A 17546-nucleotide genomic window follows, 5' to 3' on the forward strand; every position below is an offset into this window, starting at 1 on the left:
ACAATGAGCAAGGAATCAGCTGTCAGATATTACAAGCCGAGGGCGGAGTTCGCTCTGGACGTCACCGATATCCAGAACTTCGTCTACGATATGAGCCGTTGCATCAAGTGCAAGGGCTGCACGTGGGTGGACCACACCTATATGCCGGGGACGCGGTTCATGACGCGCTGCCCGAGCGCGACGAAATTCGAGTTCGATGCCTACGGCGCCTACGGCAAGATGCGCATCGGCCACGCCATGGCCGAAGGGGTGCTCGACTGGAACGAGAAGGCGCTCGAGATCATGTATGCGTGCACGCTTTGCGGGGCCTGCGATGTAGGATGCAAGCGCAACCTTGACCTCGAGATCGAGCTGAGCCTGGAGGCCCTCCGGGTGAAGGCGGTCAAGGACGGGGTGGGACCGATGCCGGCCCACAAGAAGATCGCCGCCAACATCGCCGAGACGCACAATTTTTTCAACGCGGCGCACGCGCAGCGCCGGGACTGGGTGGCGGCCTCCGGGGTGACGCCGGCCGAAAAGGCGGAATTGCTTTACTTTGTTGGGTGCAGCGCCTCCTACACCAACAAGGAGATCGCCCGGGCGACGGCGCGGATCCTGAAGGCGGCGGGGACGGACTTCATGCTGCTGCCGGACGAGTGGTGCTGCGGCAACACGCTGTTTTCGGTCGGGCTCTACGACGAGGCGAAGGCGCTGGCAGAGCGCAACGTGGAGGCTGTCCGCAGGACCGGGGCCAAGATCCTCCTGACGAGCTGCGCCGAGGGGTACCGCATGTGGAAGGTGGATTACCCGAAGCTCCTGGGAATCGCCACCGCGGACCTGGGCTTCGAGGTACTCCACCTCGTCGAATACGTGGACGAGAAGATCAAGGACGGGGCTTTGAACCTGGACAAGCCTTTCGAGACGCGCATGAGCTATCACGATGCGTGCAGCCTGAGCCGCCTGAGCGAGCCCTGGACCCCTTACGAGGGCAAGCGCGGCTGGATGGGATGCGTCGAACCGCGCCTGAAGCGCCGCCGCGGGACGAACGGCGTCTACGCGCAACCGCGGGAGATCCTGCAGGCGATCCCCGGAGTGCAACTGGTCGAGATGCCCCGGATGCGCGAAAACGCCTTCTGCTGCGGCGCGGGGAGGGGGACAGGCGAGGCCTTCCCGGACTTCGCCCGCTGGGCTGCAGCCGAGCGGCTGGAAGAGGTGAAATACGTCGGCGCCGAGACCCTGGTCTCCACCTGCCCGTGGTGCAAGAACAACTTCAGCCGGGTGGTGAAGGAAGACGGACTGCCGGTGCAGGTCATGGATATCTCTGAAGTGATCTTGGCATCCATCGAGGGATGATCGATGCCTCACCCCGGGAAGGCGGGGCTTTCATCCGAAGGGGCCGCGGTTCAGAGAGGATCGGAGGGTACGGTCAGGAACCGCCGCCGCGCAGGGTGCCCGCAACCGCCGGACGCCGGGGCGAAGCCTTTGCAGGAATACTCTTGTTTAGACCAATGGACATCCAGGCTGAAGGAGGTAAATCATGCCAGCCATAACGAAGGAAATCTACCAGGCGCTAAAAGCCGTCGTCGGGCCTGAATATATCTCGGACGATCCGGTGATCTGCGAAAGCTACCGGAGTGGACCGGGCGGATACGAAAACGGTCTTGGCTATGAGCGGGTCATGACCAAGATTCCGGGCTGCATCATCATGCCGCGGACAACCGAAGAAGTGCAGCGCATCGTGCGGATATGCTACCGCCACGACATCCCGTATGTCCCTTACAGCACCGGTTTCTATGGACCGCGCTCCCACCCGCATGTCGAGGATGCGCTCCTGATCGACCTCAAGCGCATGAACGACTTCGTGCTGGACGAGAAGCATTTCTATGTCGAGGTGGGCCCGGGCATGGTCTATTCCCCCATCCAGGAGGAGTGCATGCGCCACGGGGCCTATGTGGTGATCGGCGGGGGCGGGGCGCAGGCCTCGGCCATCGCGAACCTGATCGGGGACGGTTGGTCGCCGCTCAGCCACCGGATCGGACTGCCGCACCGCCGGATCCTAGGGACTGAGGTGGTGATGCCGGACGGCGAGATCCTGCGGATGGGCTCTCTGGCCACCGGGGACGACCCCTTCTGGGGCGAGGGTCCGGGCCCGGATCTGCGCGGGCTTCTGAGGGGCTACACGGGTCTGCGGGGCTGCCTTGGGATCGTGACGCGGATGGCGATCAAGACCCTTCCGTTCCAGCCCGAGCGGCTCGAGCCGACCGGAATTTCCCCCAACACCGCCCTGGCCCTTCCCGAGAAGCGCGTCAAGTGGATCAACTTCACCGTTCCCTCCAAGGATGCCCAGGTGACGGCCATGCGGAACATCGGGCATGCCGAGATCGCGGGTGCGGTCACGAAGGTGCCGCTTTTCTGGCGGGCCATCGCCAAGGCCGAGTGCAAGGAGGAGTTCTGGGACATCTGGGGCAAGGAGAACGAGGAGAGCATCGCGAACTTCTTTATCGTGCGCGTGCTCCTGATCGGCTTCACCTCCGAAGAGCAGATGGAATACGACGAACGGGTGCTGATGGACATCATGACGGAGGTCGGCGGGGTGGCCCGGCGGACCAAGCCCTCTGACGAGTCGTGGATCAAGAACGCCGACTCGGCCGGCATGTGGCTCATGTGCGGGGGGTATGTCTCGGTCGACTATGTCATCGAGTCCCTCACCCAGGCGCCCGACCACGGCCCGAGCTACGCGGAGCTGAAGAAGAAGTACACCCCGCCGTTGATGCCGGACTACGGCGACCCGGGCTGGTTCCAAAGCTTCGAACTCGGGCACCAGGGCTACTCGGAGTTCCTGATCTACTGGGATCAGGACGACGACACGGACCCGGTCGACCAGTTTTACGTCGACACCTCCAAGATGAACATCAAGAACCGGACCTATACGTCGCTTCTGGGCCCCCACCAGCCGCTGTACCTGACGGGTCCGAAGTATGGCCCCAATTACCATGAGTTCCTGCTGAAGGTCAAAAACGAGTTCGACCCGAAGTGGCGTTCGCACCCGCCGGTGCCCCTCGCCCATGACCTGTTCGTGGACCGCGCGCCCTGGATGCACGCCATGCGGGACTGGGATTCCCCCGGGGACATCCTGGGAGATTCGGGCGGCCGGGAGTAACAGAGAACTGCGCAACTGGATCCAGTATCCGGGCCTCGGGCGGAACCATCGCTTGCGGGAAGGGCCCTGCACGGTGCAGGGCCCCCTCCCGTTGAGTGAACCCCGAAGGTTTGGGCCGAACCCGAGATGGAAGGGTTGAGGCGCAAAGGTGAGGTTGCGGGTTTCATTGGGTCTTTAAGGAGATCTTGGTTTGCGGAGGGTCATCCAGGGCCGGATCGCACTGGGCGACCCGGTTGTCGGCTTCCGGGAGGGTTGGCGGAAAAGGATCCCAGCCTGCAGACGGGATGGCGAATGGCTCTCATGGTGCAATGGATCACTGAGTTGAGAAAGGGAGGTTTGAGGTCATGAGAAAAGGGTTTTGGATCTTGCTGGGGATCGTCGTCATGAGTATCGGGTTTATCGCCGCCAACGCAACGGCCGCTGAATACAAGATGCGCCTCGCCCACATGACGCCGCTCATCGAGTCGCATGCCAAGGCCGGGGTGTGGATCAAGGACGAGATCGAAAAACGCTCGAAGGGCCGGATGGAGGTGCAGTATTTCCACAGCTTCCAACTGGGCAACACGATCGAGATTACCAAGAAGTGCCAGATGGGGATGATCGAGGCCGCCTACACCAACGGGAATATCCTGCCCGATATGGCCCCGGAATTCGGGATCGGTTACTGCCCTTATGTCCTGGATTCCTATGAAAAATGGACCAAGTTCCTGGCGAATGACGAACTGCGGAACGAACTCTTCCAATATGGAGAAAAGCGCACCGGCCTCATGTTTGTCGACCAGATGTGGTTCGGCCGTTATGTCATCGCAAGCACCAAACCGATCAACACGTTCGAAGAAGTTGGAAAGCTGAAGTTCCGCTGTACGGAATCGCAGATCAATCTCGACTGGTGGAAGGCATGGGGGGTGAACGCCGACACCATGCCGTGGCCCGAGGTTTATCCGGCGTTGAACCAGAAGGTGATCGACGGGATCGAACAATCGAAAACGGCGATCCACTTTCTCAAGGTGGACGATCTGACCAAGTACATCCTGCACACCGACCATGTCGTCGGGACATGGTACATCGTCCTGAACAAAAAATGGTACGACAAGCTGCCGGACGATCTGAAGACCATGGTGGTGCAAGTCATCCGTGAGGCGTCAGCCCAGGCGCGTGTGGCCCAACTCTACGACGAATGCAGGGTGATCGCTCCGATGAAGGAGAAAGGGGTCACCTTTACACCGCTGAAACCGGAGGAGGACGCCAAGTTCAGGCAGGCGGTGAAGGAGAAGGTCTGGCCGAAGTGGCGTGAACAGATCGGCGCCGAGTGGTTCGATAAGGTGGTGGAATTTGTCAAGGATGTGGAGAAGAGCCCTCCGGTGGAATAAAGGGATCGGCTACCGGGGGGAGGCTGCGCGCCATCGATCCGCTTTCTTCCGCCCGAAGCCGCTCTCGAAGACGGGGTAGGAGCTCTCCATGTCGGAATGGGAGGGCACCTGCAGGAGCAGAGGGGGTCTGAATTTTTTTGGCGTAGCGGCCGTTTTTACAGCAAAGGGGAGGTGCTGAGTGACACGGCAGATCGATAAATTCCTGACTGTGCTCGAAGAGTATGGCATCGGCATGTGTATGCTCGTCTCGTTGGTCATACTTGTTGTCAATGTAATCCTTCGTTACCTCTTTCATGCATCCCTTTCCTGGCCGGCCGAGTTGTCCACCTATCTGATGATCCTTCTCGTATACCTCGGATCAAGCGCCGGCATCAAACACGACTCGGAGCTCAAGGTCGATTTCATCGTCGATATCTTCCCCCGCACCGGGAAATTCTTTGCCGTCTGGTTGAATATCGTCCGGCTGGCGGCCTGCGTTATCTTTTTCTGGGCGGGGATATCCGTGGTTCAGATGGAATACGCCTTCAGCAATGTCAGCCCTACCCTGCGCCTTCCGCTATGGATCCTCTTCGGCGTTTTGCCTTTCGCGGCGGTGCTTTTCGCTGTCAGAACGCTGTTGAGCTTTCGTGAAATCTTTGCGGACCGGCCTACCGGGAAACAAGAGGGCTAGACGATGCTGATGCTTGCTTTTGCCATTGGGTTATTGCTCATACTGATCTTTATGCGGATCCCCGTCTTCCTGTCCCTTTTTCTGTCGGGGTTCGTCTGTTTCATGCTCTTTGCGCCGGTGCCGATGGCGGTCATCGGGCAGATCCTGATCAAGAAACTCGATAATTACTCTCTGATCGCCATCCCCTTTTTCATCTTCCTTGGCAATATCATGGTGCGCGGGGAGAGTGCGAAGCGGCTGGTGGACCTCGTTTTTGCGATCGTTTCCCCGTTGCGCGCGGGGCTGCCGATCGCGGCGGTCAATTCCTGCGGGCTGTTCGGTGCAATTTCAGGGTCGAGTATCTCCACCCTTGTCACCATCGGCGGGATCATTATGCCGGCCCTCGACGAAAACCGATATGAAAGGCGGTTTTCGGTCGGTATTCTCACGGCTTCCTCGATCCTGGGCATCATCATCCCTCCAAGCGTTCCCATGATCATCTTTGCGATGATCGCCGGCACCTCCGTCAACCGGGTTTTCGTGGCGGGCATCCTTCCGGGTCTGCTCATCATGGTGTTGCTTTCGCTGTACGCCTACGGCTACGGCCGGTTGAAGAAGCAGTCTGCGACGCAGTTCATGGGGTTGATGCACATGGGGCGGACCTTCTGGAGAGCGGGGTGGTCACTGTTGCTGCCCCTGATCCTTTATGTCGGGATCTACACCGGTGTTTTTACGGTGACTGAGGCGTCCGTCGTGGCGGCAGCCTATGCGATCCTGATCGAAACGCTCCTTTACCGGCAGGTCTCCTTCAAAGAGATCTGGCGTCTAGCTGTCCAGTCCGGGATTCTGAGCGGCACGCTGGTCATTATCATCGCCGGGGCCATGACCCTCGGAGAGTTCATCGTGCTGCAGGATCTTCCGAACGTGCTGGTCGACACGGCGATGAGATATATTTCGCAGCCCTGGATCTTCGTGTTCATGACGGTCGTTCTGGTACTCGTCATCGGCACGTTTCTGGACATTATCGGGGCCCTGGCGATCCTGACGCCGGTGATGCTGCCGCTTTCCAGGGCCTACGGCATGGATCCGGTGCACTTCGGCATCATTCTCTGTCTCGGGTTCGGGATCGGTTACATTACGCCGCCCCTCGGTTTGCTCCTGTACACTTCGGTCGCTGTGATGAAGGAAAAATTCACGTTCATCTGCCGGTCCATCATGCCGCCCCTGATCGTGTATGTGGTGATCTTGTTTCTGGTCGCGTACATTCCACAGTTGTCATTGTGGCTGCCGCATGTTCTCTATGATTGAGGGATCGTTCGATATTCTTGGGAGGAGCGTTTAATCCTTCTGAATGGTTCAGAGCGATTAGAAAGCATGGTTTCCCATAGAGAGTGAAAGCTTAATTCGTCGCCAGCCGGAAATGGTCTTATGGGCCGATCTTGGCGTCCATCTGCACGTTTGCTCGAGATTGGACGAACCGGGACCCGCCCGCGAAGCGGTGGGATAGAGCGGTCGAAAGGTGTGAAGAAACCGGGACCCGCCCCGCAGTGGCGGGACTGAGCAGTCGAAGGGTGTGAAAATAAGTCCTCATTATCGGATGGGAAACGGGATTCTACCAGGAGATCATTTCCGGCTGGACCTTGATTCCCGTCTTCGAGTGAATGATTGTTCAATTTACGGAGAAGGAAGCCAACGGTATCCTCATGAAGCAGAAAAATCTTCTTGAAGGCAAGAAAATCCTTCTGGTTGACGACGAGCCGGATGTCTTGGATGCATTGTCAGAGTTGCTCACGATGTGTCATCTCGTGACCGCAACGAGTTTCGAAGAGGCGAGAAAAAGACTTGAAACCGAATATTTCGATATCGCTATCCTCGATATCATGGGTGTGGACGGGTATGCCCTCCTTGACATCGCCATCGAGCGGGAGGTGATGCCGGTCATGCTGACTGCGCATGCATTGACTCCTGAGGATGCCGCCCGCTCTTGGCGCGGCGGTGCCGCCTCGTATCTGCCGAAGGAAGAAATGGCGAACCTCGAGATCTTCCTGAATGATATCCTCGAGGCGAGAGAGAAGGGGCAAAGCCCCTGGTGGCGATGGTTCGAGAGATTAGGTTCCTACTATGACCGGAAGTTCGGGGTGGGCTGGACGGAGAAGGACAAGGACATCTGGAACAAGATCAAATACGGAGTGTAAGGAGGTCAGCCCTGAAGTCGTCCGCGTTGAACAGTGGTATCCGCTGATCCTTCTTGAGGCGGCTAGACATGACAACAGCTTGGTTCACCAGCCTGTAAATGGAGGAATGTTAGATGGGCCTAGGAGATATTCTGAGGAGGAGCGCTGCAAAGTTCCCAAATAAGGACGCCCTGGTATTCGGCGAGCACCGGTTGACCTACGGGGAATTGAATCGGCGGGTCAACCGCTTGACCGACAGTCTGCTGCGGACCGGTCTCCAGAAAGGCGACCGAGTCGCCCTGCTTTTGCACAACTGCCCCGAGTTCATCGAACTCTACTTCGCCTGTGCAAAGTCCGGCGGGATCCTCGTTCCGATCAACAACCTTCTTAAAGAGGGGGAACTGAACTATATTTTCGATTACATCAAGCCCCGGTTCGTCTTTTTTGACCCGGAGTTCATACCGTTGATCCAGGGCATCGGGCCCAGGGCGCCCTTTATGGAGCACCCCGTGGTTCTGAATGACACGGGCCCCGGATTCAATGTCTACGAAAATTTCCTCGGAAGGGGTTCTGCTGGTGAACCTGACATGCCGATCTCCCGCGATGACATCTTCAGCATCTTCCTCACATCCGGAACGACGGGCCGTCCGAAGGGGGCGATGCGGACCCACCATCACAATTTGACGAATATCATGAGTTGTGCTATTGAACTTGGGTTAACCTACGATGACCGGGTCCTGCTTCTGTCTCCGTTCTATCACGTCTCCTTCGAGGATCAGATCCGGCATGTGTTGATGTCCAATACGATCGTGATCAAGAAGGAGGGCAGCTTCGATCCCCGGGAGGTCCTGGAGATCCTGGCTACGGAGCGCATCACCACCGCGCAGTTTGTCCCGACCATGATCAACGCCATGCTCCAGGCCAAGGACATCGAGACTTACGATCTGGGGCATTTCAGGCTGATGCCCTATGCCGCCTCGCCCATGCCGGTCGAGCTGCTGAAGCGGGCCATGCAGCGCTTCAACTGCGGCTTTGTGCAGCTTTACGGTCAGACTGAAACGGGTCCGGCCACGACCGCGCTGAGACCGGAGGACCATGTGCTCGAAGGCAGCGAGGAGCAGATGGCCCGCCTGGCATCAGCCGGCCGCCCGATCGTCGACTGCGAGGTCCGGATCGTCGATGATGAGGGAGACGATGTCCCGGTCGGCGAGATCGGGGAGATCATCGTGCGGACGGAGGCCATGACGGTCGGCTATTGGGAACTGCCCGAAGAAACCGCCAAGACCATCCGGAACGGCTGGTTGTACACCGGTGATTACGGCCGGCGCGACGCGGAGGGCTATGTCTTCATCGTCGACCGGAAAAACGACATGATCATCAGCGGGGGCAAAAACATATACCCCCGGGAGGTGGAGGAGGTCATCTACGGCCACGAGGCGGTGCTCGAGGTGGCGGTGGTGGGGATCCCCGACGACTACTGGGGGGAATCGGTCAAGGCCCTGGTGGTGCTGAAGGAAGGGATGCATGCCACGGAGCGTGAGATCATCGACCTGTGCAAGCAGAAATTGGCCAGTTACAAGAAACCCAAGTCGGTGGAGTTCAGGTCCGATCTGCCGCGCAACCCGACAGGCAAACTTCTGAAGCGCAAGATCCGCGACGAATTCTGGCAGGGGCGCGAAAGACGGGTCTGAACAAACCGGTTCATTGATATTTCGGACAAAGATGGAGGGTAAACATCTATGAAACAGCAGATCGAATTGATCGTCAACGGGGATCGCTATTCCCTTTCGGTGGAGCCGTGGCGGACTCTGAACGAAGTCCTGAGGGACGATTTGAATCTGACCGGAACCAAACTCGGATGCGGGTCCGGGGACTGTGGCGCCTGCACCGTCATCGTCGACGGCCGCAGCGTCAGTTCCTGCCTGACCTTGGCGGTTTCGGTGAGCGGAAGGGACATTCGCACCGTGGAGGGGCTTGCACGGTCGGGTGAGGAACTGCACGCGATCCAGGAGTCGTTCATCGAAAACGGAGCGATCCAGTGCGGTTTCTGCACGGCGGGGATGGAGATGTCGGCCTATTATCTCCTGAGCCACAACCCGGCGCCGAGCGAAGGCGAGATCCGCGCGGGCCTTTCGGGCAACCTGTGCCGCTGCACGGGCTACAACCAGATCGTGGAAGCCATCGGGGTGGCCGCCGAAAAGATGCGCAACCAATCCAAAGCGGGGGGCGAGCGATGAGAATGCCTAAATTCGAATACCATGCACCGGAAACCCTGGATGCCGCCCTGCAACTGCTGGCCGAAAAGGGCGCCGGCGCCCATCTCCTGGCGGGTGGGACGGACCTCGTGGTGAAGATGAACCACGGGATGTTGAAGCCGAAGGCCGTGATCGACCTGAAAGGGATCCCCGATTTGAACACGATCGAGGTCGATCCGCAAAAGGGCCTGACGATCGGGGCGACGGCGCTCCTCGCGGAGGTAGCGGCGCACCCGGACATCCTTCGCGACTACCCGGCTGTAGCCTATGCTGCCAACAAAACGGCCAACGTCCAGATCCGCAACATGGGCACGGTGGCCGGAAACCTCTGTAACGCCGCCCCGTCCGCCGACAATGCCCCGACCCTCGTGGCCATGGGTGGGGAGGCCGTCCTGGTGGGGCCGAAGGGTGAAAGAAGATTCCCCCTCGATCAGTTTTTCAAAGGCCCGGGGCAGACGGCGATGGAACCGGGCGAGATTATGACCGCCATTCATGTCCCGACCCCGCCGCCGGGAGCCGGTATATCCTACCAGCACATCTCCGCGCGCGGCAAGGTGGACATCTCGGCTGTTTGCGTCGGAGTGATGGTGACCATGGACGGGAACGTCTGCCGTGAGGCGGCCATTGTCCTCGGGGCGGTTGCCCCGATTCCCCTGCGGGCGCGGAAGGCGGAGGGAGTCCTTCGCGGGAAGGAATGGAGCGCCGAGCTGGCACGGGAAGCGGCTGCAGCGGCTGAGGCCGAGGCGCGTCCGATCACGGACGTCAGGGCGAGCGCCGAATACCGGAAACAGATGGTGGCGGTACTGACCCGCCGGGCCCTCGAAGAGGCCCGGGCGCGGGCTGCGAAACGGTAAGAAACGAGGAAGGGGATAATCCGATGAAACGATTCAATATGGTTGGCAAGGATGTGCCGCGTAACGACGCCCGCGCCAAGGCGACGGGCACCGCTACCTATACCGACGACATGAAACTGCCGGGCATGCTCTATGGAAAGATCCTGCGGAGCCCCCTGGCTCATGCCCGCATCGTCCGGATCGACACGAGCCGCGCGGCGGCGCTGCCGGGGGTCAAGTGCGTCATTACGGCCGAAGATACCCCCAAGATCAAATACGGCAACTGGCGGCTTTTTCCCGAAACCCAGGACGAGTATCCCCTGGCGGTGGACAAGGTCCGCTTTATCGGGGACGAGGTGGCGGCCGTGGCCGCTGTCGACAAGGACACGGCCGAAGAGGCGCTGGAACTGATCGAGGTGGAGTACGAGGAACTTCCGGCCGTCTTCGACGTCAACGAGGCCGCCGGGGAAGGGGCCCCCGTGCTGCACGACTATTGCACCAACAACATCAGCGTCAATCGCAAGATCCAGTACGGGGACGTGGAAAAGGCATTCGCCGAGGCGGACTACGTCCGGGAGGATACGTTCGATGTGCACGCGGTGAGCCACGCCTATCTCGAGCCTTGCTCAGCCCTGGCGCAGGTGGACCTGGACGGGCGGATCACGCTCTGGACCTCCACCCAGGTGCCTTATATCGTCCAGTGTTTGCTTGCCTCGACTCTCGGGATGCGTGAAAACGACATCCGGGTGATCAAGCCCTTCGTCGGCGGCGGCTTCGGGGGCAAGATGGAACTCAGGACCTGGGAGTTCTGCGCTGCGCTGATGGCCCGCAAGACCGGCCGCCCCGTGAAATTCACCCTGAGCCGGGAGGAGGAATTCCTGACCGGGCGGCGCCGCCACCCCATGCGGCTCCACTCGAAAGTGGCCTTCAAAAAAGACGGCACCCTGGTCGCGAAGGACCTGCGGATTCGGTTGGACGGCGGGGCCTACAACGCCATGGGGCCTACGGCCACCTTCCTGTGCGGCAACTTCGGGGCCATGCTTTACCGCTACCCGAACTACCGGTTCCACGGGGAGCATGTCTACACCAACAAGCCGCCCGCCAGCGCCATGCGAGGGTTCGGGGCGCCCCAATCGCTTTACGCGGCCGAGATCCAGATGAACCTGGCGGCCGAGGACCTGGGGATCGACCCGGTCGATATCCGCCTCAAGAACGCGCAGGTCAGCGGCGACAAGATCCCCGATGTGGCGACCATCTCGAGCTGCGGATTCATCGAGGCGATCGAGAAGGTCGCCGAGATGAGTGACTGGAGGAACAAACGCAAGAACCTCAAGCCGGGGCAGGGGATCGGGATCGGATGCTACAGCTTCATCTCGGGCGGTGTCTTCAACTGGTTCAACACCCAGTATCCGTTCTCGGCCGCCGAGGTCAGGGTCTTCTCGGACGGTACGGCCCACCTGTTGACCATGGCCTCGGACATCGGCCAGGGGTGCGACACGGCCCTCAAGCAGATCCTGGCGGAGGAGCTGGGCCTGAAGATGGAGGACATCCGCATCACCTCCGCCGATACGTCCATGACCCCGCAGGCCGATCTGGGGGCCTGGGGCAGCCGGGTGACCCTGATGGCGGGCAACGCGGTGATCGACGCGGCCCGCAAGATCAAGGCGGAGCTCTTCGGTGCGGTCTCGGCGAGGTTCAACCTGAACGTCATCCATGAGATCGTGTGCCGGGACGGCAAGGTTTTCCCGCAGGGGCGGCCCGACCGCTTCATGACCTTCGGCGACGCGGTGGCGATGGTGCAGAAGGCGCGCCGCGGCGAACCTCTGGTGGCGCGGGGCTCCTACACGCCGCGCGGCAAGGGCTTGGTCACGCCGGCCTTCGGTTTCGGGGCTCAGATCGCGCAGGTGGAGGTCGATCAGGAGACGGGCCTGGTCGAGGTCAAGCAGATGTGGACCGCCCACGACTCCGGCACGGTCATCAATCCCCGTGCGGTCGAAGGGCAGTTGGCCGGATCGATCCAGATGGGGCTGGGCTATTCGCTCTCGGAGCAGTTCGTCATGAAGGACGGCAAGACCCTCAATCCCAACTTCCTGGACTACAAGATGCCCTCGGCCCTCGATATGCCGCCCAGTGCCCTGGCCCATATCGACACCTACGAGCCGGAGGGGCCCATGGGGGCCAAGGAATGCGGCGAGGGACTCGCCTCGCCCACCGCCCCTGCGATTTCGGACGCCGTGTATCACGCCGTAGGTTATCGCTGCAAGGACCTGCCGATTACACCGGAAAAGATCCTGGCGGCCATCGGCAAAAAGTAGAAACCCTTCCGGGGTCCGGAGTCCCGGGCCTGCAAGGGGGTTCCTATCCCGAAAAGGTCTTTTTCGCCACTCTCGATGTCCAATAGCACATCTGCCCGGAGGCGGCCATCAAGCCGCCTCCGGGCAGATGTTTGATCCCCTTGATATCGTTTGAAAATTATCTTTTCCGGTTCGGAGCTCCGGTCATGCCGGATCCCCTTTTCCGACGGGGCAAGAAGGAAGCCTTCCAACCTTCTGCCTCAGGGTTGGGATGAAGTGTGTTCGACCGGAGCAATCGGCGCCGGGCGTGCGATTTCAAGGTAATCCTCGTCTCCCGCACGCTTTGGATTCCGGGGGGTGCTCGCAGGAGGATTGGAATGCATCAGGATCGCGATATCCATACCAAAGAGGTCGGCCTCGCTGAGCTGATCGGGATGCTTTCAAAAAACGAGCTTCTGATCCCTTCGTTTCAACGGGAGTTCGTGTGGGAGCCGCAGGAGATCATCCAACTCTGGGACAGTCTCTACCGGTTCTACCCGATCGGGAGCCTGCTCTGCTGGGAGACGCACATCTCCCTGCGCGTCCACCGAAAGATCGGCGGATACCTGCTGCCGGAGAACGGCGCCACCGGGCAGGGGGGGCCCAGGCACTACATCCTCGACGGTCAGCAGCGCGCCACGGCGATCATGATCGCCGTGCTCGGCGGGGAGGGGAGGTTGCGCGGAAGACGGGAGCAGCCGTGCCTTGCACATGCCCTTTATTTCGACGCGGTCGGGGGCACCTTCTTTTTCGGTTACGAACTGAAGCGCAGGAGGCGGAAGCGCGACCCGGCCTTTCTGGTCCTGTTGAAGGAGATCATGACGGACGCTGCGAGGGTGCGGCGTGCCATATCAGAGGCGGAGGGCTGCGATGAAACGGTCCTTTCGAATTTGGACCGGCTGGCACGGGTGTTCAGCGCCTACCGGATCCCCGTCATCTGGATCAGAGGCTTCGACATCCCGGCCGTACGGGACATCTTCATGCGCATCAACCAGGAGGGGCAGGACCTCAAACCGATGGACATCATGATCGCGAAGACCTTCCAGGACTACGAGTACCTGGTGGAGGATGACCTCTGGACGCCCTCCGAGGCTCCGCCCGACGCCCACTGACTGCTTCTGAGGGGCGCCGGCACGCCGGCCGCTATGTGATCGTGATGCGGGACCCGACGCTGTTCAGGACGAAGGCCTCAGGAAAGGCCTTCTCGAAGGCCCCGATCGCCTTCCAGCCCGTGCAGTGCATGGGGGCAATCAAGGCGCAGTCCATGGATTGCAGCGCCTCGATCGTCGGGGGAATCACCTGCTCGAAATAGGGGCCGGTCAAGTGAAACCCGCCGAGGACGGCATGGATCCTCTCCATGCCCGTCACGGTGCGGGCGTAGAGGATGGTATTGACGATCCCTGCATGGCTGCACCCGGCAATGACCACCAGGCCGCGGTCTTTCAGATGCATCACCAGGGCCTGGTCATCCCGGATGGGATCGGGCTCGACGGCGCCGTTCCTTTCGACCATCGCTCCGGGAAGCCCGTTCTCGAAGGCGGTGACGCGCTCCACTTCGCCGGTGACGAGCAGGTGATCATCGCAGAGAAGAGATGGCTCCTTCGTCTCACGAAGGTCGACCCCGCGCCTCGCCAGTTCGGCCCGATCGATCCTTTGCGGGAAAAGCAGTCGGCGTCCATCCGGGAGTTGCAGATAGCGCCGTTCGAGGAAGGCGTCGGGGTGAACCACCAGCGGGACCCTGTTCGGCAGGGTGGCCAGAAGCGGGTAGAGGCCGCCCGTGTGGTCCATGTGGCCGTGGCTCAGGACCACCGCTTCCACCGCTTCCAGCGTGAGGCCCAGGATCGACAGATTGTGGAGAACGGAAATCCTCGTATAACCTGCATCCATGAGGAGGGTGTGGGTCGAGCCGTTCGCTTCGAGCGTGATCAGGAGCGACAGGCCGTGCTCGGCCAGCAGCGTGTCGGAGGGGATCGAACCGTTTCGGGCGAGCGGCGGCCGCTGCACCCTCGCGTCGCTTTGCAGGAGGAGATCGACATAGTTGTCGGCGAGCGTCAAGACCTCGATGCGGTCCACGCTCCGGATGGAACGGTGCATGGTCATCCCATTGCCCTTCTTCAGCACCCGCCCTTGGAGGCGAGTCTTTCCGCCTGGAGCGTCTGCAGGGTCTTCCAGAGGTCTTCCACCTGCCGGCGCGTGTCCTCGATCGATGTGTCGTTGCGGATGACATAGTCGGCATAGGCGACCTTTTCATCGATGGGGAGCTGGGATTTCAGGATGTTAACGGCCTCCTCGAGGCTGATGTTGTCCCGCGCGGCCAGCCGTTCGACCTGGATGTTGTCCGGGACATAGACCACCAGCAGCTTGTGGAACCGGTGCTGCAGGTTGAGCTCTATCAGAAGCGGGATGACCACCTGGATAACGGCGCCGGGGTTTTCGCCGGCCAGCCGTTCAACCTCGCGGTGGTAGGCCTCGAAGATTCGAGGATGGGTAAAGGACTCGAGGCGTTTGCGCTTTTCGAAGTCCCGGAAGACAATCTTGGACAGGGCCTTGCGATCCAGTTGGCCATCAGGCTGCAGGACCTGTCGTCCGAAGAATTCCACGATTTCGTCATAGGCCGGTTTCCCCGGCTCGACGACTTCGCGGGCGAGGACATCGAAGTCGATGATCGGCGCCCCGAGTTCCTCCAGCATGGCGGCCACCGTGCTTTTTCCGCTGCCGATGCCGCCTGTCACTCCCAGAAGAAGGCGGTTGTCGTCGCCCCGGATTTCCAGGATCTGGTCAAGGCTCCCGTAAGCGCCCGGGAAGCCGCTCGTCACGTCCAGTTCGGCGCCGGCATAGCTGATGGGGTAGCGAATGCCCTTGCGGTAAAGCGTCTCGAGATTCCGCTGGGCCTTTTCAAGGCTCTCGGGCGGCAGCGCGATGACCAGTTCGTCGTCCTGGGCGTGGCCGTAGCGCCTTTCACCGTAGCAGGGGATGGTCAGGGAAGGCTTGCCGGTCAGGTAGCACCGGGCGATGGCATCTGAACAGGAAGACTCACCGACGCAGTGGAAGGTCATGACCTCGTAGTCGTCGAACTGCAGGGCGTTGATGAGAAGCATCATCTGCGCCGGATTGGCGTACAGGAGAACCATGTCGGGTTCGAAGGGGTTGTAGACCTGCGGCGCCAGGGCGACGGCCTCGAATTTCCCCAGGGGGATGCGCGGAACCGAGGCCTCGTAGCGCTTTCCGTCCTCCCGCGTCCTCACCCAGACGATGCTCCGGAATGTTCCGTCTTTGTATAGTTGGGGGATATCGGTGAAGCCCAGAATGGAGGGGCAGGAGATATAGATGAAGTCCTCCCGGGAGGCACCGACCGTCCAGTCGAAGTTGCGCACCAGATTGGTCATCTGGCAGAAGGTCACTTTGTGATCCATACGGCGCAAAAATGGAATGGTGTCCAACTCCTCTTTCTTCTCGAGCAGTTTCATCCCTACAGGAAAGGATTTGAGGCGCAGGAGCAGTTCGAGGCGCCGAATTATTTTTTTCCAGTCACGTTGCGGTTTCATGCAGGGCACTCCTTATGCGGGTGAGGGGTTGACACGAAAAACGACGGGCTGAAAACGGCCGCTTCGAAGGGCTGCCAGAAGCTCCGCCTCGTTCTGGATCGCTGCTTCGAAATGCGTCGCGTAAAGACCCACCTCGGAGACCTCATGGGCGTCGCTGCCCCCGGTTGCGGGCAGGTGCAGGGCATCGGCGACTTTGCGTGAGAAGGCGTTTTCCTTTTCCGTCACCTTGCCGTTCAGGACCTCGACGGCATCGACATATCGAAACAGGGTCCGCTGCATGGCCTTTTCGGGCGTCAGGCCCAAGCGGCCGATCCCGAAGGTCAAGAACCCGCGGAACGGGTGGGCCGCAATCAGGAAGGCTTCGGGACCTGCCTGCTCCCTCAGTTCCTGGATAGTGACGATGCCGGGGAAGTCCTTCTCAGCGCCGAAGACGAGGATGTCTCCCTGATCGGTGGTGACCTCATTGCCGCCGAGGACCAGAAAGTCGTGGGTTTTGGAGAGGCGAGCGAGGGAATCCCGATCCCAGCGGTGATGGTGATCGGTCAGGCAAATGCCGTCGAGGCCGATCCGCTTGGCTTCCCGGATCAGGTCATCGACCGAGGCCGAACTGCAGGGCGATGCCGGATAACTGTGCAAGTGGAGATCGAGGATGCACCCGCCGGCCTCCCGCAAAGTAGCGGGGGCGTTTTGGGTCTTCGGCGGCCGGCTGTGTTCGGGTGCGGGAGTGGACGCGACAGAGGCTTCAACCGTTTCAGGGTTGAGCCGCCGGTCGGGCTGCGGCGCGGCGGCATGGGCTGCCGGGCTTTCCGCCGATGCTGGGGCGGCGGTTTTTTCGAGAGGTTTGATCGGCAGTTCTGCCGCCTCCCGTGCGCTGTCGCAGCACTCGAGGAGCAGATTGGCGAAGTGGCGGCACGAAAGGCGTCCCACGGTCTTTTTGATTTTCTGGCTGAAATCGCTGTCGAGTATGCACGCCCCCACGGCTCGATGCAGTTCTTCGATCGCCCGATGGCATTCCGGCGTTGTCCAGCGGTTCCACTGCCCTTCGAGGGCATGGATCGTCATGCCGGTGGTGTCGATGTAGACCTTGATCTCGAGACCGTAAATATCGTCGGCAAGCAGCCCGCGGGCGAGGAGGGTCTTTTCGTTGTGTACTTCGACGGTCACGATCTTGTTGCGGATGAAGGTAACATCAGGCATGTTGAATAACCTTAATCAATAGTGAGACGCGACACGGATCCGCCTGCAGAC

At 60.5% G+C, this 17546-nt stretch carries 14 protein-coding genes; 11 read left to right on the top strand and 3 right to left on the bottom strand.

Going from position 1 to position 17546, the window contains the following annotated elements:
• Positions 1-3 precede the first annotated feature (3 nt).
• The 11 genes from H567_RS0100865 (at position 4) to H567_RS0100920 (ending at position 13865) form a co-directional block, all read left to right on the top strand.
• Positions 4-1332, top strand: coding sequence for a (Fe-S)-binding protein (locus H567_RS0100865; RefSeq protein WP_028319943.1), 1329 nt, complete (start codon positions 4-6; stop codon positions 1330-1332).
• A 184-nt stretch (positions 1333-1516) separates the two neighbouring features.
• Positions 1517-3139 carry an FAD-binding oxidoreductase gene (locus tag H567_RS0100870; RefSeq protein ID WP_028319944.1) on the top strand — a complete coding sequence of 541 codons (1623 nt, stop codon included), beginning with the start codon at positions 1517-1519 and terminating at the stop codon, positions 3137-3139.
• A gap of 344 nt (positions 3140-3483) precedes the next feature.
• The gene (locus H567_RS0100875; protein ID WP_028319945.1) at positions 3484-4509 is read left to right on the top strand and encodes a TRAP transporter substrate-binding protein; all 1026 of its coding nucleotides are present in this window, start codon (positions 3484-3486) and stop codon (positions 4507-4509) included.
• 178 nt (positions 4510-4687) lie between these two features.
• A complete protein-coding gene (locus H567_RS0100880) occupies positions 4688-5179 on the top strand; it encodes a TRAP transporter small permease (protein WP_028319946.1) in 492 nt (163 codons plus the stop codon).
• A gap of 3 nt (positions 5180-5182) precedes the next feature.
• Entirely contained in the window at positions 5183-6466 is a 1284-nt protein-coding gene (locus H567_RS0100885) for a TRAP transporter large permease (RefSeq protein WP_028319947.1), read from the top strand.
• Between the two features lie 395 nt (positions 6467-6861).
• Entirely contained in the window at positions 6862-7353 is a 492-nt protein-coding gene (locus tag H567_RS0100890) for a response regulator (RefSeq protein ID WP_028319948.1), read from the top strand.
• 113 nt (positions 7354-7466) lie between these two features.
• On the top strand, positions 7467-9023 hold the full coding sequence (locus H567_RS0100895) for a long-chain-fatty-acid--CoA ligase (RefSeq protein ID WP_028319949.1): 1557 nt from the start codon (positions 7467-7469) through the stop codon (positions 9021-9023).
• A 48-nt stretch (positions 9024-9071) separates the two neighbouring features.
• The gene (locus H567_RS0100900) at positions 9072-9569 is read left to right on the top strand and encodes a (2Fe-2S)-binding protein (protein WP_028319950.1); all 498 of its coding nucleotides are present in this window, start codon (positions 9072-9074) and stop codon (positions 9567-9569) included.
• A complete protein-coding gene (locus H567_RS0100905; protein WP_028319951.1) occupies positions 9566-10441 on the top strand; it encodes an FAD binding domain-containing protein in 876 nt (291 codons plus the stop codon). The genes H567_RS0100900 and H567_RS0100905 overlap by 4 nt, the downstream gene beginning before the upstream one ends.
• 23 nt (positions 10442-10464) lie before the next feature.
• The gene (locus H567_RS0100910) at positions 10465-12735 is read left to right on the top strand and encodes a xanthine dehydrogenase family protein molybdopterin-binding subunit (protein WP_028319952.1); all 2271 of its coding nucleotides are present in this window, start codon (positions 10465-10467) and stop codon (positions 12733-12735) included.
• 356 nt (positions 12736-13091) lie between these two features.
• Entirely contained in the window at positions 13092-13865 is a 774-nt protein-coding gene (locus tag H567_RS0100920; RefSeq protein ID WP_028319953.1) for a DUF262 domain-containing protein, read from the top strand.
• A 31-nt stretch (positions 13866-13896) separates the two neighbouring features.
• On the opposite strand, the gene H567_RS0100925 is transcribed toward H567_RS0100920, so the two are convergent.
• Genes H567_RS0100925 through H567_RS0100935 form a run of 3 tightly spaced genes read right to left on the bottom strand, consistent with a single transcriptional unit; the run spans position 13897 to position 17495 of the window.
• Entirely contained in the window at positions 13897-14853 is a 957-nt protein-coding gene (locus H567_RS0100925) for an MBL fold metallo-hydrolase (RefSeq protein ID WP_028319954.1), read from the bottom strand.
• Positions 14854-14867: 14 nt separating this feature from the next.
• On the bottom strand, positions 14868-16298 hold the full coding sequence (coaE, locus tag H567_RS26805) for a dephospho-CoA kinase (RefSeq protein WP_028319955.1): 1431 nt from the start codon (positions 16296-16298) through the stop codon (positions 14868-14870).
• 12 nt (positions 16299-16310) lie between these two features.
• The gene (locus H567_RS0100935) at positions 16311-17495 is read right to left on the bottom strand and encodes a PHP-associated domain-containing protein (RefSeq protein ID WP_028319956.1); all 1185 of its coding nucleotides are present in this window, start codon (positions 17493-17495) and stop codon (positions 16311-16313) included.
• Positions 17496-17546: the final 51 nt, after the last annotated feature.

The organism is Desulfatiglans anilini DSM 4660 (assembly GCF_000422285.1).
Taxonomy (GTDB): domain Bacteria; phylum Desulfobacterota; class DSM-4660; order Desulfatiglandales; family Desulfatiglandaceae; genus Desulfatiglans; species Desulfatiglans anilini.